The sequence below is a fragment of the Pseudonocardia hierapolitana genome (assembly GCF_007994075.1).
Taxonomy (GTDB): Bacteria; Actinomycetota; Actinomycetes; order Mycobacteriales; family Pseudonocardiaceae; genus Pseudonocardia; species Pseudonocardia hierapolitana.
This window is the reverse complement of record NZ_VIWU01000001.1, coordinates 3,700,329-3,724,240: the sequence shown is the minus strand read 5'-3', so window position 1 is coordinate 3,724,240 and position 23,912 is coordinate 3,700,329. Positions and strand designations below refer to the sequence as shown.

The window sequence follows — 23,912 nt, the reverse complement described above, 5'->3', positions numbered from 1 at the left end:
TCGGTCAAACTCGGGTTTCGCACTACGACGGCGGCCGATGAGCAAACCGTCGCGCTGCCCGACTTCGTCCTTCCGGAGGGATCGGGAACAGCCCGCTCCGCCGGCTGACCACTTCCTACCAGGCGTCCGCCGAGCGAACGGCGAGGACGTGCAGCTCCCGTGTTCCGCGGAACGCGTCGCGGCCGTGCAGGATCCGGTAGTTGTCCAGCGCCATGAGATCGCCCGCCTCGAGCCGGAATCGCGGGGCGCAGTCGAAGGCCGTGGCGAGAACGTCGGCGTACTCGTCGAGGAACGCCATGTGCTCGTCCCACCGCGGTTCGCGGGGCACGGGAGCGGCGTAGTCGCTCGCCCGCACCACGCGCCGCCCCCCGCGGGTCCACTCGACGAGCCTGCGGACGAGCGGCGTCGCCGGCACCCCCCGGGCCGGCGTGCGCCATCCGCCGAAGTAGTCGACGTCGCAGCGGGCGAGGAACGCGTGCAGCTCGGGTGCGGCTTCGGCGAGGCGGTCGACAAGGGCGTACCCGTCGATCAGAACCGAGTCGCCGCCGGACTGCGCGGGGGACGAGCAGAGCATGTAGAGGTAGTCCTCATCCGGCTCGCGCAGCGGCACGCGGCGGCCGTGGACCTCGACCACGACGTTCGCGCCGTCCGAGTGCAGCCCGAGCGCCGGGCTGTCGGTGCCGCCCTGGGGGCGGATCCCGGTCAGCGCGCGCAACCGGCCGCCGAGGGTCCGGCCGGCGGCCACCACCAGCTCGTCGGGGTCGGTCGGGGTGTTCGGCACGATCACCACGCCGTCGCGCTCGAACACGGCGCGGCACTCCCGCACGTCGACCCGCGCGGGCACGACACCGGCCGCGCCGAGCGCATCCTTCAGGTCGGGCCGCACATCGCCCAGCCGCCTGCCGCTCGCCTCGGTCGTCGCCACACCCGCTCCTGTCGCCAGTGATCTGCAACAGCAGCCTACGTGCCGGACCAGTGGCGCTCCAAGCGGCGCCCGAGGACGGTGACGCACGTCGCCGCGAGGACGATCGCCGTGGCCGGCAGCAGCACCAGCTGCGGGGCGAGGAACATGAACTGCCGCCCCTCGGCGAGCATCACCCCCCACTCGGGCGTCGGGGGCTGGACGCCGAGGCCGAGGAACGACAGCCCGGCGATCGACAGCAGAACGTTCGCGAACCGGAGGCACGCGTGCGCGATGAGCGGGCGCAGCGCGTTCGGCAGGACGTGGCGCACCGCGATGCGGACCGGTCCGGCGCCGATCGCCACCGCGCCCTCGACGTACTCCCGCGCGCGCTCGCGGAGGGTGAGGTGGTGCGCGAGCCGCGCGAACGGCGACCACCCGGTGACGAGGACCGCGAGCAGCAGCGTGCCGGTGCCCGGCTCGCGCACCGCTGCGACAACGAGCCCGACGACGATCGTGGGGATGGCGACGAGGACGTCGACGGCCCGCTGCACGAGCCCGGCCGCGACGCCGCCTGCGTAGCCGGAGAGCACACCGGCGGCAGTGCCCAGCAGCGCGCAGACGACCAGGGCGACGGCGGTGAGCCCGACGGATATCCACGCGCCGTCGATCAGGCGGGCGAGCACGTCACGCCCGAGGTGGTCGGTGCCCAGCGGGTGGACGAGCGACGGCGCCGCGAAGCGGTCCGTGAGATCGGTGGCCACCGGGTCCAGCGGAAGCAGCCACACGATCGCGACCGCGGCCACCAGGAGTCCGGCCGACAGCCGCTTCATCGCTGCACCGCCGCCCGGGCGACCGGGTCGAGCGCGAGTTGCAGCACCTCGGCGGCCAGCGCGGCCACCACGGCGACGACCACGACGGCGAGCAACCCGGCCTGGACCATCGGCAGGTCCTGGCCGAGCACGGCGTCGTAGAGCAGCCTGCCCAGCCCCGGCACCGCGAACACGACCTCGACGACGACGGCCCCGCTGAGCAGGCCCGCGAAGAACAGCCCCGAGAGCGACGTCACGGCGGTGAGCGCCAGCCGAGCCGCGTGACGCCACAGCACGACGCCGTCGGTGAGGCCCTTCGCCCGCGCCAGCACCACGTGCGGGCGCGACAGCACGTCGGCCGTCTCGGCCCGGGTGAGCTGGGCCGCCAGCGCCGCCGGGAACGCCGCGAGCGTCAGCGCGGGGAGCACGGCCTGTGCCGGGCTGCCCCATCCCAATGCCGGGAGCAGCGGCACCGCCACCGCGAGCAGCAGGACCAGCACCGGCGCGAGGATGAACTCCGGCACGGCGACCCCCAGCACCGACGTCACCGTCACGATCCGGTCCACCAGCCCTCCCGGGCGGCGGGCCGCGTGCACCCCGGCGGGTATCCCGATCGCCGCGGCGAGCGCGAGCGCCAGCACCGTGAGCACCGCAGACACGCCGAGCGCCGACGTGAGTTGCGGGGCAACGGGCGCGCGGGTCGCGTACGACAGCCCGAGATCGCCGGTGAGGACGTGCCCGAACCAGCGGAGGAACTGCTCCGGCAACGGTCGGTCGAGCCCGAGCTCGGCGGCCACCCGCGCCGCGACCACCGGGTCGGGCTCGGCCTCCGCCACCCGGGTCCGCAGCACGGCACGGACGGTGTCCACGCCGGCGAGCCGCGGCAGCAGGAAGATCAGCACGGACGCGACCAGGACGGCCGCGGGCAGCGACACGAGGCGACGGATGATCATCCGGTGACGGCGAGCTGCGACGTCACCAGCTGCTTCGCCATCGGGTCGAGCGTGTAGCCGACCACGTTCCGGGAGACGCCGTTCTCCTGCGAGTGCACGAGCGGAACGCCGACCACGTCGTCGACGAGCATGCGGGCGGCCGCGCGGAAGACGTCCTGACGCGTGCCGGCATCCGTGGCCGTGTCGAGCCTGGCGACCAAGGAGTCGAACGCGGGCGAGCAGTAGTGGTTGAGGTTGTAGGAGCCGTCGCAGGCGTAGTCGCTCCGCAGCGTCGCGCCCGCGTCCGGCACATCCGTGAGGTAGCTGCGGGAGAGCAGGAACATGTCGTAGCGGCCCGCGAGCACCTCCGGTTCCTGGGTGCCGTACTCGCCGATCCGGATCTCGGCGTCGATGCCGACCTCGCGCAGCATCGCCTGCACGGCCGTGGCGAGCGTGGGCAGCTCCGGGCGGTTCTGGTAGGTCCAGAGCCGCACCGGCAACGGGTTGTCGGGACCGTGCCCGGCCTGGACGAGCAGCGCCTTGGCTCCCTCGATGTCGGGCGCGGGCGGCGGCTCGTGGGCGCCCCACGCGACCGCGGGGCCGAACAGCTCGGAGGCCGGGATCGCCGACCCCGCCAGCGCCTGCTCGGCGAGCGCCGTGCGATCGACGGCTCGTGCGACCGCCTGCCGGATCCGCGGGTCGGAGAACGGGGCGGCCGACTGGTTCAGCAGCAGCAAGACCGTGCGGGGAGCGGCGACCGTCTGCTCGTCGAACCCCGAACCCGCCGAGAACTCCAGCAGCGACGACTCCGGCAGCCCCTGTGCGATGTCGACGTCGCCTGCCCGGAGCGCGAGAGCTCGTGCGGCCGGGTCCGTGACGAACGTTGTGGTCACCCGTGCGAGCGCAGGCCGGCCGCCCCAGTAGCCGTCGAACCGCTCCAGCGATGCCCGCTGCGCGCCCTCCACCGCGGTGAGCCGCATGGGCCCGGTGCCCGTCCCGATCACGGAAGGCGCGCCGCCGGTGTAGGCGGACGCGGCGAGGATCACAGCGTTCGGGCTGCTCATCCGCAGCGGCAGGATCGGGTCCGGATGCGTCGTCGCGACCTGCACGGAGTTCGCGCCGTCCTCGACGACGGTCAGGCCGAGCCCGCGCAGCGCCCGCGGCGGCGCCGCGACCCCGGCCACATGGCCGAGCGCCGTGACGACGGCGGCCGGCGTCAATGGAGTGCCGTCGTGGAACGTCACTCCAGCACGCAGCACGAACCGCCAGGTGAGCGGATCGACCTGCGTCCAGGACTCCGCGAGCGCCGGGCGCACCTGCCCGTCGGCCGTGGCGCTGGTCAGCGCCTCGGTGACGCCGAGCTGGGTGAGGATGTACGGGTCGTCGGTGTCGATCGCGTACCCCGAGCGCGGGGAGAACTGCGGGGCGATCCGCAGCTCGCCGTCCGGCACCGGCGTGCCGCCGTCCGTGCCCGGCCCGCGACCGCACGCGGCGAAGAGTGCCAGCACCGTCACCACGACCGTGAGGACGGAGCACCGGTGCAGGTGTGCGCTGCGCATCGAGGGCCTTTCACACGATCGGGGAGGCGGCGCACGGATCATCTGCAGGTATGTACAACCTGTCAAATAAGTGCACTTACGTGCATGGATGCATACCAGCCCGGCTTTGGCACATCCTTGCGGCAGATGCTAGTAGTTGGCAGCAATGACGACCACCGCGCCTGCGGGGCGCCGCTTCGGTGCGCTGCGCGACTTCGGCCGCCTGCCCCGGGTCATGCGGCTCCTCGTGCTCACCCAGCTGGCCTTCAACATCGGCTTCTACATGGTGCTGCCCTACCTGGCGACGCACCTCACGGAGAACCTCGCGCTCGCCGGCGCGGTGGTCGGGCTCGTACTCGGCCTGCGCACCTTCAGCCAGCAGGGCCTGTTCGTCGTCGGCGGCACGCTCACCGACCGGATCGGCGCGAAGCCGGTCGTCCTCGCCGGCTGCGCGCTCCGGGCCGCCGGTTTCGTCCTGCTCGGGATCGCCGAGAGCCTGCCGGCCGTGCTCGCAGGCGCCATGCTGACCGGGTTCGCAGCAGCCCTGTTCTCGCCTGCCGTGGAGTCGTCCCTCGCCCGGGAGGCCGGCGAGCAGGCGGAGGCGGGCGGGCCCGCCCGGGCGGACGTGTTCGCGATGCTCGCGATCAGCGGCCAGGTCGGCACCGTCGTGGGGCCACTTCTCGGCGCGTCGCTGCTCGCCGTCGGGTTCCGGCTCTCGTGTCTCGTGGCCGCCGTCGTGTTCGTGCTGATCGGTCTCGCCCACCTGCGGTGGCTGCCGCGCCGACCCCCGCAGCACGCCGGCGAGCGCGTGCTCGCCGGGTGGGCCGAGGTGGTGCGCAACCGGCGGTTCATGGCGTTCGCGGCGGGCTACTCCGGCTACCTGCTCTGCTACAACCAGCTCTACCTGGCCTTGCCCGCCGAGCTGCGCAGGGCCACCGGTGATCAGGCCGCACTGGGCTGGCTCTTCGTGCTCGCCTCCGTGATGGTGATCGCCGGGCAGCTGCCGGCTACCCGGTGGGGCCGCCGGATCGGTGCGGCTCGCGCGATCGTGCTCGGATTCGGGCTCATGGCCCTGTCGTTCCTCACGGTGGCGATCGCCGTGCTGCTGCCCGGATCCACCGCAGGCGTGCCGCTGTGGCCGGCCGTGACGATGGTCGTGCTGCTCACCGCCGGGGAGATGCTCGCCGTCCCCGTCGCCCAGGACCTCGTCCCCCGGCTCGCAGGCGAGCGGCGGCTCGGCGTCTACTTCGGGGTGCTGTCCTCGGCCGGCGGGGTCGCCGTGCTCGCCGGCAGCACCGTGGTGGGTGCCTTGCTCGACCCCGCGGTGGCGGCACCGGCCGTGCCATGGCTGGTGCTCGCGGGCGTGCCCGCGGCGAGCGCCGTGATCATCAGCATGCTGGCCCGGCGCGGCTCGCTGACGGCCTCGCCGTGACCAGCAGGACCTGCTACTTGCGTGGCTTCGGCCGCCAGACGACGAGTGCCTGGCGCCGGTCGACCGGCACCAGGTCACGCCGGTACGAGGCGTGCACCGCGGCCGCGGCCTGCTCGGCGGCGACGCGGGCGGCGGCCAGCTCCTGCTCCAGCTCCTCCAGGCGACCACGCAGCTCGTCGACCACCTGCTCCAGCTCGATGATCCGCTTGATGCCGGCCAGGTTGACGCCCTGCTCCTGGGAGAGCCGCTGCACCTCGCGCAGCAGCGCGATGTCGCGCGGCGAGTAACGCCGCCCACCGCCGGCCGCCCGGCCGGGGCTGACCAGCCCCAGCCGGTCGTAGCTGCGCAGTGTCTGGGCGTGCAGGCCCGCGAGCTCGGCCGCCACGGAGATCACGAAGATGGGGCTGTCCATGTTCGTGCCGGGCGGCAGCCCGTGGCCATCGGTGGTCATCGCGCACCTCCGAGCAGGTCGGCTCGCGGGTCGAACTCCTTCGTGGCCTCTGCGTAGGACTCCAACGCCTCGGTGGCCTTGTCGTCGAGCCGGGACGGCACCGCCACCTCGACGGTGACGAGCAGGTCGCCCGTCTTGCCCTTGCGCTGCACCCCGCGCCCGCGCACCCGGAAGGTACGGCCGCTCGCCGTGCCGGCCGGGACCCGCAGCGACACCGTGGAATCGAGCGTGGGCACGGTGACCGTGCTCCCCAGGACGAGCTCCGGGTAGGTGACCGGAACGGTCAGCGTGAGGTCGTCCGGGTTGCGCTCCGACCGGCCGAAGAGCCGGTGGGGCGTGACGTGCACCTTCACGTACAGGTCGCCCGCCGGTGCGCCGCCCCGGCCCGGTTCGCCCTGGCCCTTGAGCCGGATCTGCTGACCGTCGGCCACCCCTGCCGGGATGCGCACGGTGATCGTGCGGGTGCGCGTGCTCACGCCGTCGCCTGCGCAATCGGGGCACGGGTCGTCGATGATCCGGCCGGTGCCGCGGCAGTCGCGGCACGGCTCGGAGAACGCGAACGCGCCCTGGCTGCGGCTCACCAGGCCGACACCACCGCACGTGGGGCACGTGCGCGGGGTGCTCCCCGGCCGCGACCCGGTGCCGCCGCAGCGCTCGCAGCGGCCGGGCGAGGTGAGCCGCAGCTGCACCTCGGCCCCGCGCACGGCGTCGACGAAGTCGATCCGCAGCTCGCTCTCGACATCGGCTCCCCGCTGGCTGCGGGTGGTGGTGGGACCGGCGCCCCGGTTGCCGAACAGGCCACCGAAGAGGTCACCGAGCCCGCCGGGACCGGGGGCTCCCCCGGTCCCGGCCCGTGCGAACAGGTCGTTCAGGTCGAAGCCCTGACCGGCGGCGCCGGACCCGAAGCCACCGGGGAAGCCCCCGGCGCCGAACCCGCCGCCACCGGCGAAGAGCGCACGAGTCTCGTCGTACTCGCGGCGCTTCTTCTCGTCGGACAGCACCCCGTACGCCTCGGACACGGCCTTGAATCGGGCCTCGGCCTTGGCATCGCCGGGATTGGCGTCCGGGTGCAGCTCGCGAGCGAGCTTCCGGTACGCCTTCTTGATCTCGTCCGCCGAGGCGCCGGAGGCGACGCCCAGCTCGCGGTAGAAGTCCTTCTCGATCCAGTCCCGCTGGGTCACTCCGCCTCCTCTGCCTGTCTCAGGGCTCTACGGCCGGATCGGTTGGTGTGGTGGTGGCGTCGCCGTTCCGGGGGTCGGCCTGCGCCAGGTCGTCGGCACGGTCGGCCACCGTGACCATCGCCGGCCGCAGCACGCGGTCGGCGATGCGGTAGCCGCGGCGCAGCACCGCGGAGACCACGGTGACCGTGGGCCCCTGGACGGTGCTGGCCTCGTGCTGCACGGCCTCGTGGACGGACGGGTCGAAGGGCTCGCCCTCCAGCCCGAACGGCTCGAGCCCGAGCTTCTGGGTGACGGCCACCAGCTTGTCGGCCACCGACTTGAACGGGCCGGTGAGGTCGCCGTGGGCCTCCGCGCGGTCGAGGTCGTCGAGCACGGTGAGCAGCTCGGACACGAACTGCACACGGGCCCCGACCAGCACGCTCTCCCGGTCGCGCTCGACGCGCCGCCGGTAGTTGGCGTACTCCGCGGTGACCCGCTGCAGGTCGGCGGTGCGCTCGGCGACCTGCGAAGCGAGCTCAGCGGCCGCGACGGAGTCCGGTCCGACAGCCTGCTCGGCGGGCTGCTCCGGTGCGTCGGGGCCGGCCCCGGCCGACCGCTCGGCCGGGGGCCGCACCTCGCCGGTGACCGGGTCGATCCGGCGCCGGTCCCGGACCACGACCCGCTCCCCGTCGCCGTTCTCGGCGCCTTCGTTGCGGTCGTGGGTCGTCACTTCTTGTCCTTCTCCTCGTCGACGATCTCGGCGTCCACCACGTCGTCGGCCCCGCCGCCGGCCTGCTGGCCACCGGCCGCGCCCGCGTCACCGGGGTTGGCGCTGGTCGCGCCCTCGGCACCCGGCTGCTGGTACAGGGCGGAGCCCATCTTCTGGGACTCGGTGGCGAGCTTCTCCATCGCCGCCTTGATGGCGTCGGTGTCGGTGCCCTTCAGCGCGGTCTGCGCCTCGCCGAGAGCGGCGTTGACCGAGTCCTTGACGTCGCCGGGCAGCTTCTCGTCGTTCTCCTTGACGAACTTCTCCGTCTGGTAGACGAGCGACTCGGCCTGGTTGCGAACCTCGGCCTCCTCACGCCGCTTCTTGTCCTCCTCGGCGTGCTGCTCGGCCTCGCGCATCATCCGGTCGATCTCGTCCTTGCCGAGGGCGGATCCACCGGTGATCGTCATGGCCTGGCTCTTGCCGGTGCCCAGGTCCTTCGCGGAGACGTTCACGATGCCGTTGGCGTCGATGTCGAAGGAGACCTCGATCTGCGGCACGCCGCGTGGAGCGGGTGGAAGACCCGTGAGCTCGAACATGCCGAGCTTCTTGTTGTAGGCCGCGATCTCGCGCTCGCCCTGGAACACCTGGATCTGCACGGACGGCTGGTTGTCGTCGGCCGTGGTGAAGATCTCCGACCGCTTGGTGGGGATCGTGGTGTTGCGCTCGATGAGCTTGGTCATCACGCCGCCCTTGGTCTCGATGCCCAGGGACAGCGGGGTGACGTCGAGCAGCAGGACGTCCTTGACCTCGCCGCGCAGCACGCCGGCCTGCAGGGCCGCGCCGACGGCGACGACCTCGTCCGGGTTGACGCCCTTGTTGGGCTCCTTGCCGCCGGTGAGCTCCTTCACCAGGTCGGTGACCGCCGGCATGCGGGTGGAACCGCCGACGAGGACGACGTGGTCGATCTGGCCGACCGAGATGCCTGCGTCCTTGATCACCTGGTTGAAGGGGGCACGGGTGCGGTCGAGCAGGTCCGAGGTGATCCGCTGGAACTCGGCGCGCGAGAGCGTCTCGTCCAGGAACAGCGGGTTCTTGTCGGCGTCGACCGTGATGTAGGGCAGGTTGATCGTGGCCGTCGACTGGCTCGACAGCTCGATCTTCGCCTTCTCCGCGGCCTCCCGCAGCCGCTGCATCGCCATCTTGTCCTTGGTCAGGTCGATGCCGTTGCTGCTCTTGAACTTCTCGACGAGCCAGTTGATGATCCGCTCGTCCCAGTCGTCGCCACCGAGGTGGTTGTCGCCGTTGGTGGCCTTCACCTCGACGACGCCCTCGCCGATCTCCAGCAGCGACACGTCGAACGTGCCTCCGCCGAGGTCGAAGACGAGGATGGTCTGCTCCTTCTCGCCCTTGTCGAGCCCGTAGGCCAGCGCGGCCGCGGTGGGCTCGTTGACGATGCGCAGCACGTTGAGGCCCGCGATCTGCCCGGCCTCCTTGGTGGCCTGGCGCTGCGCGTCCTCGAAGTAGGCGGGCACGGTGATCACGGCGTCGGTGATCTCCTCGCCCAGGTAGGCCTCAGCGTCCCGCTTGAGCTTCTGCAGCACGCGGGCGCTGATCTCCTGCGCGGCGTACTTCTTGCCGTCGACGTCGGGCGTGGTCCAGTTCGTGCCGATGTGCCGCTTGACCGACCGGATGGTGCGGTCCACGTTGGTGACGGCCTGGTTCTTCGCCGACTGGCCGACGAGCACCTCGCCGTTCCGAGCGAACGCGACGACCGACGGCGTGGTGCGCGAGCCCTCCGAGTTGGCAATGACCGTCGGCTCGCCACCTTCGAGGACGGCGACGACGGAGTTGGTGGTCCCGAGGTCGATGCCGACCGCACGAGCCATGGTGTGTGCCTCCGATGATGGGGTAGCTTGAGCTGCCTTCACTCAAGTCTGCCACGGGCGCGGCTCACCGCGCCCCTGACGTCTTGAGTCGGCCACGCTCAACTTGCTCGACCCGTCCAACGCAGGGGAATGCGATCGTGTTCCCGGCCCGCCTCGACCGGCCGCCCGACCGGCGGATCCGGGGCGGCTACAGCGGGGCGGCCGGGCGCGGTTCCACGCGGCCCGCCGAGGCCGGCGGCAGCGGGTCCTCCACCGGGGCGAGCACCCGGTGGTGCTCCGGGTCGGCCACCACGTTCTCGTCCGCGTCGGCGTACTCCAGCTGCCCCTCCGGACCGAGGTCCGCGTGGTAGCCCGCGGCTGCGAGCTGCTCCTCGTCGAGGTCGACCAGGAGCTCCCAGCGGCTCGGCACCACCTTGTAGTCGGGCCACGGCAGGTGCCCGTACGCGTCGTGCAGGTCGGCGAGCAGCCCGACGAACACCTGCTGCCAACGCAGGGGCATCGACTGCGCGAGCGAGCGCGGCACCACGAGGTGGTCCTCGGTCGCACCGAGTGCGGGCCGGTCGAGGTAGTCCTGCACCGGCGTGGTGGATGCCGGGACGGAGCTGTCGGGGGGCATGTCTGACTCACTGACTCCTGGTCGTGCTGGTGGCCGAGGCCGACAGTATCGAGACCGCTATGCGGTGTTCGGCGTGGTGCCCGGGCGCGTCGCGAGCGGCACGAGCTCCTTGAAGTTCCACGGCACGGGCCGTACCCGCACCTGCTCGCCGGTGTAGGGCGCCTCCACCATCTGGTCGTCGCCCAGGTACATCGTGACGTGGTGGATCGTGGAGGGATCGGACGGGTCGGTGGCGTAGAACAGCAGGTCACCCGGCTGCGCCTGGGAGATCGGGACGTGCCCGCCCGCGTAGAACTGCTGGCGCGACACCCGCGGCAGGTTGATCCCCGCCGCCTGGAAGGCGCGCAGCATGAGACCCGAGCAGTCGTAGGTGTTCGGGCCGGTGGCGCCCCAGACGTAGGGCTTGCCCACCTCACCGAGCGCGAACGCGATCGCCGCGCCCGCCACGCCCTCCGGCAGCACCGCGGTGCGCCCGCAGCCCGTCGGGTCGGCGACGTCCGCGAGCTCCTGCACCAGCTCGGCGGCGAGGCCCTCCCACTTCGCGTAGGCGTCCGGGAAGGCGGACCGCTGCACGGTCTGCGCCGCCACCGTGACCGGCATGGCCTCCCAGGCCGGGACCTCCAGCAGGCGCTCGATGAAGATGCGCGTGGCGTAGACAGGGTCGGTGACCTGGGCCGGCGAACCCCATCCCTGCGAGGGGCGCTGCTGGAAGAGCCCGAGGGAGTCGCGGTCCCCGTAGTTGATGTTGCGGAGCGTCGACTCCTGCATCGCCGTGGCGAGCGCGATCAGCCACGCCCGCGGCGGCGCCCCCATGTCACGGGCGACCCCGATGATCGTTGCCGCGTTCCGCCGCTGCTCATCGCTCAGGTCACCGATCCGGGTACCGGCCCGGCTACCGGCCAGTGGACCGACCGGGGCGCGCACACTGGGATCACACGCGCCGTAACCGGGTGTCCCGCCGCTGAAGCCGCCGGTGCTCGCGGTGAAGGCCATGAAACCGACGCCGAGGAAGAGGCCGAGCGCCGCGACGAGGACGACGACCGGCAGGAGCAGCCGCAGCGGACGCAAGGTGCGCATCTCGTGTGCCCCGCCGTCTCATTCCCGGTCGTAGCCGGCGACGCGCCAGCCGTCCTCGGTGCGCACGACCAGCACGAGCAGCTTCAGCCTGTCGGTCGGCACCTCCACCTGCACCGAGCGCGCGGCGACCCGAACGGGGCGGGGCTCGCCGGTGACACGCGTCGCGGGGATGTTCTCGGGGTCCACCCCCGAGAGCACCCCGAGGTACTCGTCGGTGGTGGTGCTGCGCAGGCCGTCCAGCCACTCCTGCGCGGTGGTGCCCGCCCGCGGGCGCACCCACGCCCCTGCCCACCGCGCGGCCACCTCGACCGCCGCCCTGGGCGCCGCGGAGAGCGGCAGCTGGGACGGGGTGAGCTCGGGGACCGGCGGCAGCATCGTCGGCGTCGGCGTGCGGGCGGCCGCCGGTGCGCGGCCATCCGACGTGAGCCCGCCGGAGGCATCCGCAGGTCCGCTGGCCGCACGCCCCGGGCCGAGCGCGGCGATCGCGAAGGTCGCACCCACCGCCACGGCGATCACGAGGGCCGTCGTGACCGCGAGCCGCAACGGTGACCGCAACGGCCACGCCCAGATCGCCCGGTACGCAGCGGACCGGCCGTGCGGCGTCCTAATCGGCACGGCCGCCGCCGGGGAAGTGGACCGTCTGCTCCGCGCGCGGCCGGTAGATGCGGTAGACCGGCACGCCGTCCACGATCTCGGCCTGCACCGGGCGGACGTCGCCGGGGCGCAGCGGCACGGCGTCGGGCCTGCGGTAGATCACCCGGTCGTCCACGTCGCCGGAGTCGTTCCAGCTCGGCATCCCGCCGGTCGCCACCCCGTCGTCGGGAGGCGCAGGCAACGCCGGGCGGCGCGCGCTCGGAACGAACGCGGGCGACGACCTGTCCGCCCCCGCGGTCCTGGGCGCAGGCACGTCCGCGGCGGGCGCGGACACCCGCAGGCCGGGCTCCGACTCCGGCCGCAGTCCCTCGGAACGGCCCGCGCTCGCCATCGCACCGCGCCGCTCGTCCCACCACCGGGTCTGGCGATCGTCTGCGCCCTCGGGGGCGCCACGCACCCGCTGCCACACCCGCGACAGCGGCCCGGTGCCTGCGCCCGGCACGATGCCGCCGAACTGCTCGCGCGTGAGCGACACCATCGACACGAGCCGCCGGAAGGGCCGCGCGACGGCCCACAGGACCACCGTGACCACACCCGTGACGAGCAGCGCCAGCCACAGGTCGATCCCCGAACCGGGCCGGAAGAGCGACACGACCAGCAGCGCGTGCAGGCCGGCGAGCGCCCCGACCACGAGCGTGTTGACGATCGCCGCGCCCGCGACGCGCAGCAGCGCAGGCATGATGTCCGGCTTGAGGATCGCGACGACGGCGACGGCGGGTGCCGTCATCACCATCAACCGCAGCACCAGCATCGCCACCAGCACGAGCACCTTGGACAGGAGCTGGAACAGCGCGATGCACATCGCCTGGACGACCGCCAGGACGCCTGCGCCGACGCGGCTGCCGGCCTCGCCCTGGAAGTACGGGTACCGGTCGCCCATGCGCGCTGCGATCGCGGCGAAGTCGGCCTTCTTCTGCTCGGCCAGCGCCAAGGTGTCCCGGCGCTCGGCGACCTCGTTGATGGTGAACGTCTGCGCCCGCAGCAGGTCGCGGCCCAGCTCCTGGGCCTGCGGTACGTCCGGCGCGCCGAACTCGCCGCGCAGCCAGTTCTGGTAGACGACCTGGTCGACGAGCACCGTCGGCAGCGTGTCCCTCGTGCCGAGGCCGACCTGGCCGAGGAAGCCCTCCTGCATCTGGGTGACGCCGTCGAGCAGCAGGCCATCGGCCGCCTTCGCCCAGTCGACCGGCGCCAGGTAGGCCGCGGACCCGACGACGAGCGCCACCACGGCGAGCGCCGCCCGCTGCGTCTGACGCGCCAGGTCACCGCGCAGCGCGAGCACCAGGAGGATCACGGCCAGCACCAACAGCACGGGGCCGATGAAGGTGGTGAACACCGCGTCGTACATCGCCCGCGTGCCGTCGCCGATCAGCTGGTCGAGCGGCGAGAGCAGCTCGCCGCCGTCGGCGATGAGGTAGTGCGCCCAGTTGACGCCGCCGACCACGAACTTCGCGACGTTCAGGGCCTGGTTGCCCAGCCAGGTGTCGGTGGTGGTCGACGGGTTGAACGCCGCGCCGGCGCACCCGATGTCGTAGTTGTGCCAGACGAGCCCGGCGTAGCCGACCTCGCGGTAGACGCTTCCCTCGACCCCGCCCGACGCCCGCGGCGCGTCGAGCGACCCGACGAGCCCGGTGCCCGGCCGGTCCGGTTCCGGCGACTCCCTGCAGTCGAAGCCCTGCCCGAACGCGGGCTGCCCGAGCAGGACCGAGCCGCCGACGAGCCCGGCGACGACCAGCACCGCCATGCGCCTGCGCGGCCGCGCGCCGGGAACTCCGCGATGCCGCCGGGCGCGGCGGCGACGCAACGCGACGGTGACGGCCGCCGCGATCACCAGGGCGACCGGCAGCCAGCCCTCGGCTGCCGGGAGGCCTCCGGACATCACCGACGGGCCTCCCCGGCCGCCGGTACGCGGCCCTCGGCGGAGTGACCGTTGCTCTCGCCGGGCGGCGCGGACGGCTCGTCGAGGTCCACGTCCGGGTCCATGCCCGGGTCGACGTCGCCCAGCAGGTCGAGATCCTCGTCGTGGCGCAGCCGGGGGCCGTCGCCGTTGCGGGCGGCGGCGCCGGGACGGCCGACGAGCAGGCCATCCACGTCGTCGAGGTCCTCGAACTCCTCGTCACCGTCGAGCTCGGCGGGCACGGGCACGAGATCCTCGCCGAGGTCGCCACCCACGTCGACGACGGGGCCGACCGGGCGGCCGAGCACCACCCGGCGAGGTGGCGCCTGCTCGTCGGACGCGCGCACCGCGGGCGGGGTGACGACCGGTGCGCCGCTCACGGAGATCCGGTTCGCGTCCGGGTTGGTGTCGAGGGCCTCCCGGACGTGCTCGAGGTGCGGTGCCTCGAGGTCGATCCGGATCTTCTCCACGCCGCCGTGGCCGTCGGCGAAGATGAACTGGCGCGGGGTGTCGTCGGGCCGGTCGTCGTTGCGCGGGCGCGGCGACAGGGTGCCGAGCATCTGCTCGTATCCCACGCCGGTGGGCACCTTGAGCAGCCGCAGCGCGTCCCGCTGGGCCTCCTCGTCGTCGGTGCGGCCGACGAACACGGCGTTGACCAGCGACGCGAACCCAGAGACGCGCAGCAGGTCGCCCGCCAGCTGCGACGCGAAGAGCGCGCGGACGTTGAACTTGCGGGAGTCACGGGCGAGCCGGTCGATCAGCACCTTGCCCGTGGGCACCTGCGACAGGAAGTGCGTCTCGTCCAGCGCCACACCCTTGCGCAGGTTCCGGTCGGCGTCGTAGATCGTGCGTTGCGTGAGCCAGGAGGCGAGGTTCAGCAGCTCGACGGCGAGGGCCTCGGCGTCGGTCCACTCCTCGCGCGGGCTGCCGGGCCGGGGCAGCGTCATGCCCTGCATCGTGAGCACCGTGAGGCGGTAGTCGCGGTCGGCCTGCCACGGGTCGTCGCGGGAGGTGTCCGGGAACAACAGGGCGGCCTGCGGCAGCTCCCGCCGCTCGGACAGGAAGTCGGCCACGACACCGGCGTGGTCCTCGCCGTCGCGGGCGTGGCGGCGCAGCACGTCGATGACCTGGCCCGGGTGCCGGTCGGGAGCGCCGCCGACCTCCCGCACCGCACGCAGCAGCACGATCCGGGTGTGCGGGATCCGGGCGACGTCGTAGGGCAGCAGCCCGGTGAGGACGTCGAGGACGAGCCTGCGGCGGGTGGCCGCGGCGAGCGACCGTTCCCGGCGCCACGCCCGCTCGGGGTCCTCCTCGTCGGCGAAGTGCTCCGGACGCGGCTCGGCGACCACGCGGTAGGGGTTGAGGATGCCCGGGTCGGCCCGCAGCAGGTTGATGTGCCGGGAGAACGGCGCCAGCTCGGGCAGACGGGTGAGCTGTGCGAGCGGACCCGACGGGTCCAGCAGCGTCCAGCGCGCCCCCGCCCGCAGCGTCTTGTAGGTGATCAGGCCGGTCAGGAACGACTTCCCGGACCCGAGGCCACCGACCACGGCCGTGAGCCCGGAGGCGCGGCGCACCTCCTGGGCGAGCCACGGGTCCCAGGCCACCGGTCGCCGCGTAGCGGTGCAGGTCTCGCCGATCATGATGCCGCGCCGGTCGCCCACGGAGGCGGTGGCTGCGGGCACGGCCGCCGCGGCCCACATGACCGAACCACGCCTGCGGTACGCGGTGGACGCGAGCGGCTCGCCCGGGATGAACTCGCGCGCGTAGCGGTACTGGGCCTCGGGGTGCTCGATCTGCACCTTCGGCCGGTAGACGTCGAGCACCTGCTGGGCGCGGCTGATGGCCTCGGCCTCGTCCTTGCCGGAGACGGCGATCCGCCACCAGCCGTACAGGCGCGTGTTGAGCTGGGTGAGCCCGCTCGTCAGCTCGTCCTCGACCTCCAGCACGCGGTCGGCCTGGCGGGCGAGCGACATCGGCGGGTCGAGGTCGTGGTCGTGGGTGTAGTGCCGGATCTGGCTGCGCACCTTGCCCATCTGGCGCTGCAGCTCGCCCGCGACCTCCTCGGGCTTGCGCACGTAGATGCGCGCCGACCACTCCACCGGGAAGGGCAGCCGGTCCGAGTGCTGCATCCACGGGTCGTCGACCTCGGGGATGCGCAGGCCCTCCATCAGGCCGAGCGAGAGGACCGCGACGTTCCGGCTCACCGTCTGCGCGCGCAGCCGCCCCACCACCTGCACGGTGGGGGCGTAGGGCTCCTGGTGCATCTCGACGCCGTCGGTGAACGCGGCGAGGTCCTCGGTCTCCCACCGGTGCGACCCGCCCGGCACGACGTTCAGCGTGCGCGGCGCGGGCAGGCCGAGCGAGCAGGACCGGTGCATCAGCCACGCGATGTCGTCGGACGAGGCCGGCACGGCGTCGAGCCCTGCCCCGGCGACCAGCGCGTCCAGGTGGGCGACCTCCGAGGACAGCGCGGCGATCTCCGCGCGGACCGCGGCCGGAGCGACCTTGCCGAGCACCGGGGCGGCGCGCTCGACCCACCGGTCCAGGGTGCGGCGCCCGGACACCTCGATGCCGAGGAACACCTCCTTGTCCGACATGGACAGGCCCATCAGGTGGCGCTGCTCGCCCTCGAGGAAACCGTCCCAGCCGAGCGCACCCGCGACGTCGGGCATCCGGCCGAGCGCGTTGTGGTCGAACGACTCCGCCCACATGTGCACGGGGTAGGGCCGCGTGGTGACACGCAGGTGCAGCCAGCGGCCCTGCAGCTCGCCGAGCTGCGCCGCGATCTGGCGGATCAACGCCTCGCGCTGGGAGTCGCTGCGGAAGCTCCACGCCTGCGCCGCGAGCCGGTACCAGGCCATGACCTGCGTGCCGGTGCGGGTCAGGTGCCCTTCGATGGAGCGCAGCGCGATGTTGGGCTCGTACGTCGGCAGCCCGCCGTCCCCTGCGAGCGCACGACCGCGGCGCCGGCTCGCGCGCTCGTTGGGTCTCCGGCCCGCGTCACCTCGTGACACGCGAATGTCCCTTCCGGCTGCCGGGCTGCACCCGGCGCCCTGCCTGCTGCTGCACCCCGCGCCGGGGCGAGGCGCGGCGCGTCTTGCGCGATCCGGCCACCGGACCGACCCGGACGTGACTCGAGCGGATCACCCCGCCCGTCCCGGCCGTGCGCCTGCGCGGCCCCGTGATCTCGTGCCGGAAGAGCCCGACGACCTGCCCGAGCGGGCGCTCGTAGTCGATGCGCTGGCCGATGAACCGCGTGATCAGCACGGTGAGCACGAGCGCCCACGCGACCGAGAAGAAGTCGAGCCCGATCCCGACCCGACGCTGGACGAACATGATCACGATCATGACAAGGAGGCCGAGCCCGTAGCTCACGTACCTCGCACGCCAGGGGAACGTGGCGCGCGGCGGCCCGAGCCAGACGGAGTCGACGCGATAGATCTCGTCGTCGGTGCGGACCAGCATCACCCGACGAGGAGGCCGGCCAGGAAGCTGCCGATCTCCGGGCCGTTGCCGGACACCGCGATGCCGAGGGCGATGAGGCCGACGATCAGGCCGACGCTGCGGCGCGCGACGCCCGCGTTGTCCCCCTTGCCCCCTATCCACAGGAGGATGATCGCGATGCCGAGCAGGATGAGCGGGATCACGTTGTCCTGGATCCACCCTTGAAGACCGCCGGTGCTCAGAGCCTGCGCCTGCAGTACGAGCACCTGTGGTCCGGTCATGACGGCTCCTCCTCGTGGCGCTGCCAACCCGAGTTCGCCGCGTACCCGACCACCTCGGGCTGGTGGACGCCCGACCCTGGACTGTCGGGCATTTCGCGCCCGAGTAGACCATGCTGACCAGGGCGAGCATAGAGGGTCGCCCGCGCGTCAGAGCCGAGTGACACGGACAGCAATTCGGCGCGCCGCAGGGGTGAACGAGAAGATCGAGAGCCCTCGATCTGGACCGGTTGAGTGACGAATTTCCGCCTCGTACCCGGCGGCGCGATCCCCGACGGCGGGTTAGGGTCACATCGCGCTCCGCTGTTACCGGCGAGTAGGTTGCGGCCTGATCAGCCGGAACGATGCAGCCGGCCGGCGGGGAGCACGGGTCTACCCTGCTCCGCAACGGCCCGCGGTCCACCACCCGCGGCGCCAGCCCTGGGAGGAAAGCCGTGGTTGTCCGACTCGTCATCGGCCTGGCGATGACAGTGCTCGCACTGGCGGTGTCCGGCCGCCGCGCCTACTGGCTCTACACGCTGATCAGGTCCGGCCAACCGGCGCGTGACCGGCTCCAGCAGGTGAACGAGCGGATCAAAGCGCAGTTCGTGGAGGTGTTCGGCCAGCGCAAGCTGCTGCGGTGGTCGGTGCCGGGGCTGGCGCACTTCTTCACGTTCTGGGCGTTCGTGATCTTGATCACGGTCTACCTCGAGGCGTACGGCGCGCTGTTCGACCACGACTTCCACATCCCGCTGATCGGCCGCTGGCCCGTCCTCGGGTTCCTGCAGGACTTCATCGCCTCCGCCGCGCTCATCTCGCTTGCCGTGTTCTCGGTGATCCGCATCCGCAACGCCCCGCAGCGGCTGGAGCGGGCGTCGCGGTTCTACGGCTCGCACACCGGGGGCGCCTGGCTGATCCTGTTCATGATCTTCAACGTGCTGTGGACGATGTTCTTCTTCCGCGGCGCGTCCTCCGCACTGGGCGTGTTCCCCTACGAATCGGGGGCGTTCGTCTCACTGGCGGTCGGGCAGCTGTTCTCCGGCCTGTCGGAGCCCACGCTGTTCGTGCTGGAGAGCGTCGGGCTGCTGCTGCACATCGGCGTGATGCTCGTGTTCACGGTGATCATCGCCTACTCGAAGCACCTGCACATCTTCACCGCCCCGCTCAACGTGTCGGCCAAGCGGCTGCCCAAGGCGCTGGGCCCGCTGCAGCCGATCGAGCACGACGGCAAGCCGATCGACTTCGAGGACCCGCCCGACGAGGCGGCGTTCGGCCGCGGCAAGGTCGAGGACTTCACCTGGAAGGGCATGCTCGACTTCGCGACCTGCACCGAGTGCGGCCGCTGCCAGAGCCAGTGCCCGGCGTGGAACACCGGCAAGCCGCTGTCCCCGAAGCTCGTGATCATGGACCTGCGGGACCACCTCCTCGCCAAGGCCCCCTACATCATCGGCGGCAAGGACGCCCCGGAGGAGGGGTCGATCGACTTCTCCGCCGGCCTGACCGCGCACCCCGGCCACGGCGTCCCGGAGTCCGGTTTCGAGCGCGTGCGCGGCTCCGGCCCCGAGCAGGCCGGCCGTCCGCTGGTGGGCACGCTGGAGCAGGGTGGGGTGATCGACCCCGACGTGCTCTGGTCGTGCACCACCTGCGGGGCGTGCGTGGAGCAGTGCCCCGTCGACATCGAGCACGTCGACCACATCGTCGACATGCGCCGCCACCAGGTGCTGATCGAGTCGGAGTTCCCGTCCGAGCTCGGCGTGCTGTTCCGCAACCTGGAGAACAAGGGCAACCCCTGGGGCCAGAACGCCAAGGACCGGCTCGAGTGGACCAAGAACCTCGACTTCGAGGTCCCGGTCTTCGACGGCGAGCTGTCCGCCGACACGGAGTACCTGTTCTGGGTCGGCTGCGCGGGCGCGTTCGACGACAACGCCAAGAAGACCGTCCGCGCCACCGCCGAGCTGCTGCACCGCGCCGGCGTGGACTACGTGGTGCTCGGCCCCGAGGAGTCGTGCACCGGTGACCCGGCGCGCCGCTCGGGCAACGAGTTCCTGTTCCAGATGCTCGCGCAGCAGAACGTCGAGGTCCTCAACGCGGTGTTCGAGGGTCGGGAGCCGGGCACCCGCAAGATCGTGACGACCTGCCCGCACTGCCTCAACACGCTCGGCCGCGAGTACCCGCAGCTGGACGGGCACTACGAGGTGGTGCACCACACCCAGCTGCTCAACAAGCTGGTCCGCGAGGGCAAGCTGGTGCCGGTCTCCGCCCCGGACGCGATGACCGACGTGACCTACCACGACCCGTGCTACCTGGGCCGGCACAACGAGGTCTACGCCGAACCCCGCGAGCTCGTGGGCGCCGCCGGCGTGAAGCTCGCCGAGATGCCCCGGCACGCCGACCGGTCCTTCTGCTGCGGCGCGGGCGGCGCCCGCATGTGGATGGAGGAGAAGATCGGCAAGCGGGTCAACCTCGAGCGGGTCGACGAGGCGCTCGGCACCGGCGCCGAGAAGATCGCCACCGGCTGCCCGTTCTGCCGCGTGATGTTCTCCGACGGCCTCACGCAGCGCCAGAGCGAGGACAAGGGCGGAGGCGTCGAGATCCTCGACGTGTCGCAGATGCTGCTCGCCGCGGTCAAGCGCGGTGACGCGACCGAGAACGGCCACGTCACCGACGCGGTCGACACCCTAGGCGCCGGGGCGCCGCACACCGCGGAGACGACCCCGGCCAGCGGCACGCGCGCGAACGGTCCTGGCGACGAGGCCGCCGCCCAGGCGGATCCGGCGGGCGACGTCTCGGTCGGCGGCGCCGGGACCGGAGGCGCCGAGCCGAAGGGTGCCCACGCCGACGGATCAGCGCACGATCAGGAGCGCTGACGGGTCGGTGTAGCGCGGAAGCGCCTCTCAGCCCGCGCAGGGAGCGAAGCCACGCACGGCGAAGCGCTGGACGGCCGGGTCGGTCTGCATGATCAGGATGCGTCCGACCTCCCGCCCGGCGGCGCTCGACCATGCCGTCGAGCACGCGTCGACGACCAGGCCGTCCGGGGATGACTGCGGCTGGGGCACGCTCTTCTCGTCCTGGCCAGGCGCCCCCGAGACCCGGCGGTGCAGCTCAGCCACGGCATCCGGGCAACTCCCCGTGCGCACGGCCCCGAGGAGTTGAGCCTCCGCCTCGGGCGTGAGGAGGCGGCAGATCGGGTCTGCGTCGTCCTCCTGCACGGCAGTGAGGATTGCGGGCAGGACCCGGGCGGCCCGCGTCTCGCCCAGCTGTACGCGCATCGGATCGCCGGCCCTGGCCTGGATCTGCTCCAGCTCGACCCGGTCCTGGTGGACCGACAGGCCGAAGCCGATCCCGCTCACCACGCACAGCACCGCCCCGACGGCCGCGAGCCGCCACCAGGGCAGCTGGGCGAGCCCGGCCAGCAGGACGCCGATGCTCGCGGCGAGGGCCCACGCCCACGGCCCGGTGCTCACCATCAGCCCGATGACGACGGCGAGGCCGGCGAGCGGGATGTCCCAGCCGCGGAGGGGGCCGTCGAGCCGCAACAACCGCAGCACGACGAGAGCGGCGATCCCGATCATCCAGGGGATCCAGGAGAAGCCGGCGAACGGCCAGAGCAGCAGGGCGGCCGCCAGGACGGCGAGCCCGGCTGCTCCCCGGGGCGAGCGGGAGAAGCGTCGCCAGTCGAACCGCGGGCGGGGCGGCCGCGAGCCGTTGCCCGGGGCCGGGCCGGGCGGGACCGGCACGGGCGGCGGGTACGCCGGACGCGCTTCGGGAAGCCACGGGGGGCGGCCGGGTTCGCGCGGCGGTTCCACGCGGCCCGAGATTACTGTGTTCTCCCCCTCTGCGGCGCTCCGGCGCGGCGCCACTCGAGCGGTGAAGCGCCGTGGGCGCGCCGGAACCGCCGGGCGAAGTAGCCGGGGTCCCGGTAGCCCACGCGGGTGCCGACGGCCTCGACGGTCAGCTCGGTCTCGGCGAGCAACCGCCGCGCCTCCACCATCCGCCGTTCGGTGATCCACTGCTGCACCGTGCGGCCGGTCTTGCGCCCCACCACGGTGGTGAGGTGGCCCGGCGTGAGGCCGACCGTCGCGGCGACGTCCGAGAGGGTCAGCGGTCCGCGGAAGCCTGCCTCGATCGCGTCGAAGACGGCCGCGAGCTGCGGCTCGTCGCGGAGGACGAGCCCGTCGGAGAGGTCGGCCGCGAGCCGCGAGACCGCGACGAGCAGCAGGGTGAGGTGCGCGATCGCGGCCTCGTTGCACCCGTCGCGCCGCTCCCGCACCTCCCGCTCGACCGCGACGATGTGCTCGACGAACGCGGGACGCTCGCCCGGCGGGACGTGCAGCCGTTGGGCCCCGCCCGCCACACCCCTGACGAAGGGGAAGAGCAGGGGATGGGCCCGCCATGACAGGAACGCGCCGAGGTCACCCGGCTCCATCACGTCGGCCGGGAAGTACACCGACCAGCCGTCGGCGGCGTGCAGCTCGCGCTCGACGAACGTGACCACCTCGCCGGGGGCCACCAAGAGCACGTCACCGGCCTCCACCTGCCACTCCCGGTCGTCCAGCCGCACCCGTCCACCGCCGCGCTCGACGTACACGAGCACGAGGAAGTCGTGGGCGTGCGGGCTGGGGGGAACGATGTCCGGCCTCGTGTGGCCGTCCCGAACGCGGACCACACCGACCGGTGGGACTCCGGGCACCCGGCGGTAGCCGTAGACCGGCACACCGCTGCCGGCCGCCGTTCGAACGAGGACCGAAGATAGTCCTGGCACCTCCGACGAACGTCCCTTGGCAGCAGGTTCCGACCCCTCCAGCCTGGAGTGTGACATCGGAACATCGTCACATCCGAGAGGGACCGCCGCCATGGCCCACAGCCATCACGAGCACGACTACCTGCCCGCGATGGGCAGGGACCGGCTGCTGCCGCTCTACGACCCGTTCACCTGGCTGCTGGGCGCACCGCGCGTGCACCGGCGCCTCGTCGAGCTGGCCGCCATCGAACCCGGGCACCGGGTGCTCGAGATCGGCTGCGGCACCGGCAACCTCGCGCTCCGCGCGCACCGCATGCATCCCGACGCGGAACTGGTCGGCATCGACCCAGACCCGCTCGCCCTCGCCCGGGCCCGCCGCAAGGCCGAGCGCGCGGGCCGCCCCGTGCGCTTCGACCAGGGGAAGGCGGGCGAGCTGCCCTATCCGGACGAGAGCGTTGACCGGGTGCTCTCCGCGTTCATGTTCCACCACCTCGACGACGCGGAGAAGCACCGCGCGCTCGCCGAGATCCGTCGCGTACTGCGCCCGGGCGGGCAGCTTCACCTGGTCGACATCGCCGGCCACCACGGGGGCGGCTTCCGCCACCGGATGGCGCGCAGCGAGTACCTGCGGGACAACGCAGGCGAGGGCATCCCCGACCGCATGCGCGAAGCCGGCCTCACCGACGTGCGGACCGGCGAGCGCGGCCGCCTCCGCACCACCTTCTACCGCGCGAGCCGCAGCTAGTGCTCCCCGCCGGAAGTTCGCCAAGGGTCTCGGCGGCCACCGATACCCCCGACGAACCTCCGGCGGGAAGCACTAGCGCCGGGTGTCGGCCCGGTGGAAGTTCCGGTAGGCCCGGGACGGCGTCGGGCCCCGCTGCCCCTGGTAGCGGGAGCCGACGCCCTGGCTGCCGTAGGGCCGCTCGGCGGGGTTGGAGAGCCGGAACAGGCAGAGCTGCCCGATCTTCATCCCCGGCCACAAGGTGATCGGCAGGTTCGCGACGTTCGACAGCTCGAGGGTGATGTGCCCGGTGAAGCCGGGGTCGATGAAGCCGGCCGTCGAGTGGGTGAGCAGGCCGAGCCGCCCGAGGCTCGACTTGCCTTCGAGCCGGCCGGCCAGGTCGTCGGGCAGCGCGACCTCCTCGAAGGTCGAGCCGAGCACGAACTCCCCGGGGTGCAGGACGAACGGTTCGTCGCCCTGGGTCTCGACGGGCGAGGTCAGCTCGTCCTGCTGCTGGGCCGGGTCGATGTGGGTGTAGCGGGAGTTCTGGAAGACGCGGAAGAAGCGGTCGAGGCGCACGTCGATGCTCGACGGCTGGAGCATCGATTCGTCCCACGGGTCGAGCACCAGCCGACCGGCGTCGATCTCCTTGCGCAGGTCACCGTCGGACAGCAGCACCGCGCAAGG

At 72.6% G+C, this 23,912-nt stretch carries 21 protein-coding genes; 3 read left to right on the top strand and 18 right to left on the bottom strand.

From position 1 onward, the window contains the following. Nucleotides 1–115: 115 nt before the first annotated feature. From FHX44_RS17770 to FHX44_RS17755, 4 genes are read right to left on the bottom strand one after another with little or no spacing between them, the layout of a single operon-like run. Nucleotides 116–925 (bottom strand): TauD/TfdA family dioxygenase, encoded by an 810-nt coding sequence (locus FHX44_RS17770; protein WP_170308943.1) that lies wholly within the window; start codon nt 923–925, stop codon nt 116–118. A gap of 35 nt (nt 926–960) precedes the next feature. Beyond that, entirely contained in the window at nt 961–1,734 is a 774-nt protein-coding gene (locus FHX44_RS17765; protein ID WP_147256810.1) for an ABC transporter permease, read from the bottom strand. Continuing rightward, nucleotides 1,731–2,666, bottom strand: a complete 936-nt coding sequence (locus FHX44_RS17760; RefSeq protein ID WP_147256809.1) for an ABC transporter permease — start codon at nt 2,664–2,666, stop codon at nt 1,731–1,733. Before FHX44_RS17760 ends, FHX44_RS17765 begins: the two co-directional genes overlap by 4 nt. After that, entirely contained in the window at nt 2,663–4,204 is a 1,542-nt protein-coding gene (locus FHX44_RS17755) for an ABC transporter substrate-binding protein (RefSeq protein WP_147256808.1), read from the bottom strand. The genes FHX44_RS17760 and FHX44_RS17755 overlap by 4 nt, the downstream gene beginning before the upstream one ends. Nucleotides 4,205–4,349: 145 nt before the next feature. Here FHX44_RS17755 and FHX44_RS17750 point away from each other — a divergent pair, with 145 nt between their 5' ends. After that, entirely contained in the window at nt 4,350–5,615 is a 1,266-nt protein-coding gene (locus FHX44_RS17750) for an MDR family MFS transporter (protein ID WP_147256807.1), read from the top strand. Nucleotides 5,616–5,628: 13 nt separating this feature from the next. Here the strand turns inward: FHX44_RS17750 and FHX44_RS17745 are convergent, their stop codons facing one another. The 11 genes from FHX44_RS17745 to FHX44_RS17695 all read right to left on the bottom strand — a co-directional run bounded on the left by FHX44_RS17745 (nt 5,629) and on the right by FHX44_RS17695 (nt 17,787). Continuing rightward, the gene (locus tag FHX44_RS17745; RefSeq protein WP_147256806.1) at nt 5,629–6,066 is read right to left on the bottom strand and encodes a heat shock protein transcriptional repressor HspR; all 438 of its coding nucleotides are present in this window, start codon (nt 6,064–6,066) and stop codon (nt 5,629–5,631) included. Further along, nucleotides 6,063–7,247, bottom strand: coding sequence for a molecular chaperone DnaJ (gene dnaJ / locus FHX44_RS17740; RefSeq protein WP_147256805.1), 1,185 nt, complete (start codon nt 7,245–7,247; stop codon nt 6,063–6,065). Before dnaJ ends, FHX44_RS17745 begins: the two co-directional genes overlap by 4 nt. A 19-nt stretch (nt 7,248–7,266) precedes the next feature. After that, complete coding sequence (gene grpE / locus FHX44_RS17735) at nt 7,267–7,956, bottom strand: nucleotide exchange factor GrpE (RefSeq protein ID WP_147256804.1); 690 nt, start codon at nt 7,954–7,956, stop codon at nt 7,267–7,269. After that, the gene (gene dnaK / locus FHX44_RS17730) at nt 7,953–9,821 is read right to left on the bottom strand and encodes a molecular chaperone DnaK (RefSeq protein ID WP_147256803.1); all 1,869 of its coding nucleotides are present in this window, start codon (nt 9,819–9,821) and stop codon (nt 7,953–7,955) included. The genes grpE and dnaK overlap by 4 nt, the downstream gene beginning before the upstream one ends. A 187-nt stretch (nt 9,822–10,008) precedes the next feature. After that, entirely contained in the window at nt 10,009–10,437 is a 429-nt protein-coding gene (locus FHX44_RS17725; protein ID WP_147256802.1) for a hypothetical protein, read from the bottom strand. Nucleotides 10,438–10,494: 57 nt separating this feature from the next. After that, entirely contained in the window at nt 10,495–11,514 is a 1,020-nt protein-coding gene (locus tag FHX44_RS17720; RefSeq protein ID WP_147256801.1) for a C40 family peptidase, read from the bottom strand. A gap of 18 nt (nt 11,515–11,532) precedes the next feature. Further along, on the bottom strand, nt 11,533–12,129 hold the full coding sequence (locus FHX44_RS17715; protein WP_147256800.1) for a hypothetical protein: 597 nt from the start codon (nt 12,127–12,129) through the stop codon (nt 11,533–11,535). Then, nucleotides 12,119–14,044 (bottom strand): hypothetical protein, encoded by a 1,926-nt coding sequence (locus FHX44_RS17710; RefSeq protein ID WP_147256799.1) that lies wholly within the window; start codon nt 14,042–14,044, stop codon nt 12,119–12,121. The genes FHX44_RS17715 and FHX44_RS17710 overlap by 11 nt, the downstream gene beginning before the upstream one ends. Next, entirely contained in the window at nt 14,044–17,076 is a 3,033-nt protein-coding gene (locus tag FHX44_RS17705) for an ATP-binding protein (protein WP_425469139.1), read from the bottom strand. Before FHX44_RS17705 ends, FHX44_RS17710 begins: the two co-directional genes overlap by 1 nt. Next, a complete protein-coding gene (locus tag FHX44_RS17700) occupies nt 17,063–17,527 on the bottom strand; it encodes a hypothetical protein (protein WP_147256798.1) in 465 nt (154 codons plus the stop codon). Before FHX44_RS17700 ends, FHX44_RS17705 begins: the two co-directional genes overlap by 14 nt. Then, nucleotides 17,527–17,787 (bottom strand): hypothetical protein, encoded by a 261-nt coding sequence (locus FHX44_RS17695; protein ID WP_147256797.1) that lies wholly within the window; start codon nt 17,785–17,787, stop codon nt 17,527–17,529. The genes FHX44_RS17700 and FHX44_RS17695 overlap by 1 nt, the downstream gene beginning before the upstream one ends. Nucleotides 17,788–18,218: 431 nt before the next feature. Here FHX44_RS17695 and FHX44_RS17690 point away from each other — a divergent pair, with 431 nt between their 5' ends. Continuing rightward, a complete protein-coding gene (locus FHX44_RS17690; RefSeq protein WP_246170454.1) occupies nt 18,219–20,630 on the top strand; it encodes a 4Fe-4S dicluster domain-containing protein in 2,412 nt (803 codons plus the stop codon). A gap of 27 nt (nt 20,631–20,657) precedes the next feature. Here FHX44_RS17690 and FHX44_RS17685 read toward each other — a convergent pair whose 3' ends face one another. Both FHX44_RS17685 and FHX44_RS17680 read right to left on the bottom strand, forming a co-directional pair. Then, nucleotides 20,658–21,500 (bottom strand): cytochrome d ubiquinol oxidase subunit II, encoded by an 843-nt coding sequence (locus tag FHX44_RS17685; RefSeq protein WP_147256796.1) that lies wholly within the window; start codon nt 21,498–21,500, stop codon nt 20,658–20,660. A gap of 80 nt (nt 21,501–21,580) precedes the next feature. Then, complete coding sequence (locus tag FHX44_RS17680) at nt 21,581–22,582, bottom strand: AraC family transcriptional regulator (RefSeq protein WP_212612530.1); 1,002 nt, start codon at nt 22,580–22,582, stop codon at nt 21,581–21,583. Between the two features lie 34 nt (nt 22,583–22,616). Between FHX44_RS17680 and FHX44_RS17675 the strand changes: the two genes are divergently transcribed. Continuing rightward, entirely contained in the window at nt 22,617–23,249 is a 633-nt protein-coding gene (locus FHX44_RS17675; protein WP_147256795.1) for a class I SAM-dependent methyltransferase, read from the top strand. Nucleotides 23,250–23,321: 72 nt separating this feature from the next. Here the strand turns inward: FHX44_RS17675 and dcd are convergent, their stop codons facing one another. After that, a complete protein-coding gene (gene dcd / locus FHX44_RS17670; RefSeq protein WP_147256794.1) occupies nt 23,322–23,903 on the bottom strand; it encodes a dCTP deaminase in 582 nt (193 codons plus the stop codon). Nucleotides 23,904–23,912: the final 9 nt, after the last annotated feature.

What these genes read in the sequence shown, in the direction of transcription:
- FHX44_RS17760 (WP_147256809.1), bottom strand. Translation starts at nt 2,666, where the DNA reads ATGATCATCCGTCGCCTCGTGTCGCTGCCCGCGGCCGTCCTGGTCGCG.
- FHX44_RS17700 (WP_147256798.1), bottom strand. Translation starts at nt 17,527, where the DNA reads ATGCTGGTCCGCACCGACGACGAGATCTATCGCGTCGACTCCGTCTGG.
- FHX44_RS17720 (WP_147256801.1), bottom strand. Translation starts at nt 11,514, where the DNA reads ATGCGCACCTTGCGTCCGCTGCGGCTGCTCCTGCCGGTCGTCGTCCTC.
- FHX44_RS17725 (WP_147256802.1), bottom strand. Translation starts at nt 10,437, where the DNA reads ATGCCCCCCGACAGCTCCGTCCCGGCATCCACCACGCCGGTGCAGGAC.
- FHX44_RS17680 (WP_212612530.1), bottom strand. Translation starts at nt 22,582, where the DNA reads ATGTCACACTCCAGGCTGGAGGGGTCGGAACCTGCTGCCAAGGGACGT.
- FHX44_RS17710 (WP_147256799.1), bottom strand. Translation starts at nt 14,044, where the DNA reads ATGTCCGGAGGCCTCCCGGCAGCCGAGGGCTGGCTGCCGGTCGCCCTG.
- FHX44_RS17755 (WP_147256808.1), bottom strand. Translation starts at nt 4,204, where the DNA reads ATGCGCAGCGCACACCTGCACCGGTGCTCCGTCCTCACGGTCGTGGTG.
- FHX44_RS17750 (WP_147256807.1), top strand. Translation starts at nt 4,350, where the DNA reads ATGACGACCACCGCGCCTGCGGGGCGCCGCTTCGGTGCGCTGCGCGAC.
- dnaK (WP_147256803.1), bottom strand. Translation starts at nt 9,821, where the DNA reads ATGGCTCGTGCGGTCGGCATCGACCTCGGGACCACCAACTCCGTCGTC.
- FHX44_RS17745 (WP_147256806.1), bottom strand. Translation starts at nt 6,066, where the DNA reads ATGACCACCGATGGCCACGGGCTGCCGCCCGGCACGAACATGGACAGC.
- FHX44_RS17675 (WP_147256795.1), top strand. Translation starts at nt 22,617, where the DNA reads ATGGCCCACAGCCATCACGAGCACGACTACCTGCCCGCGATGGGCAGG.
- FHX44_RS17695 (WP_147256797.1), bottom strand. Translation starts at nt 17,787, where the DNA reads ATGACCGGACCACAGGTGCTCGTACTGCAGGCGCAGGCTCTGAGCACC.
- FHX44_RS17765 (WP_147256810.1), bottom strand. Translation starts at nt 1,734, where the DNA reads ATGAAGCGGCTGTCGGCCGGACTCCTGGTGGCCGCGGTCGCGATCGTG.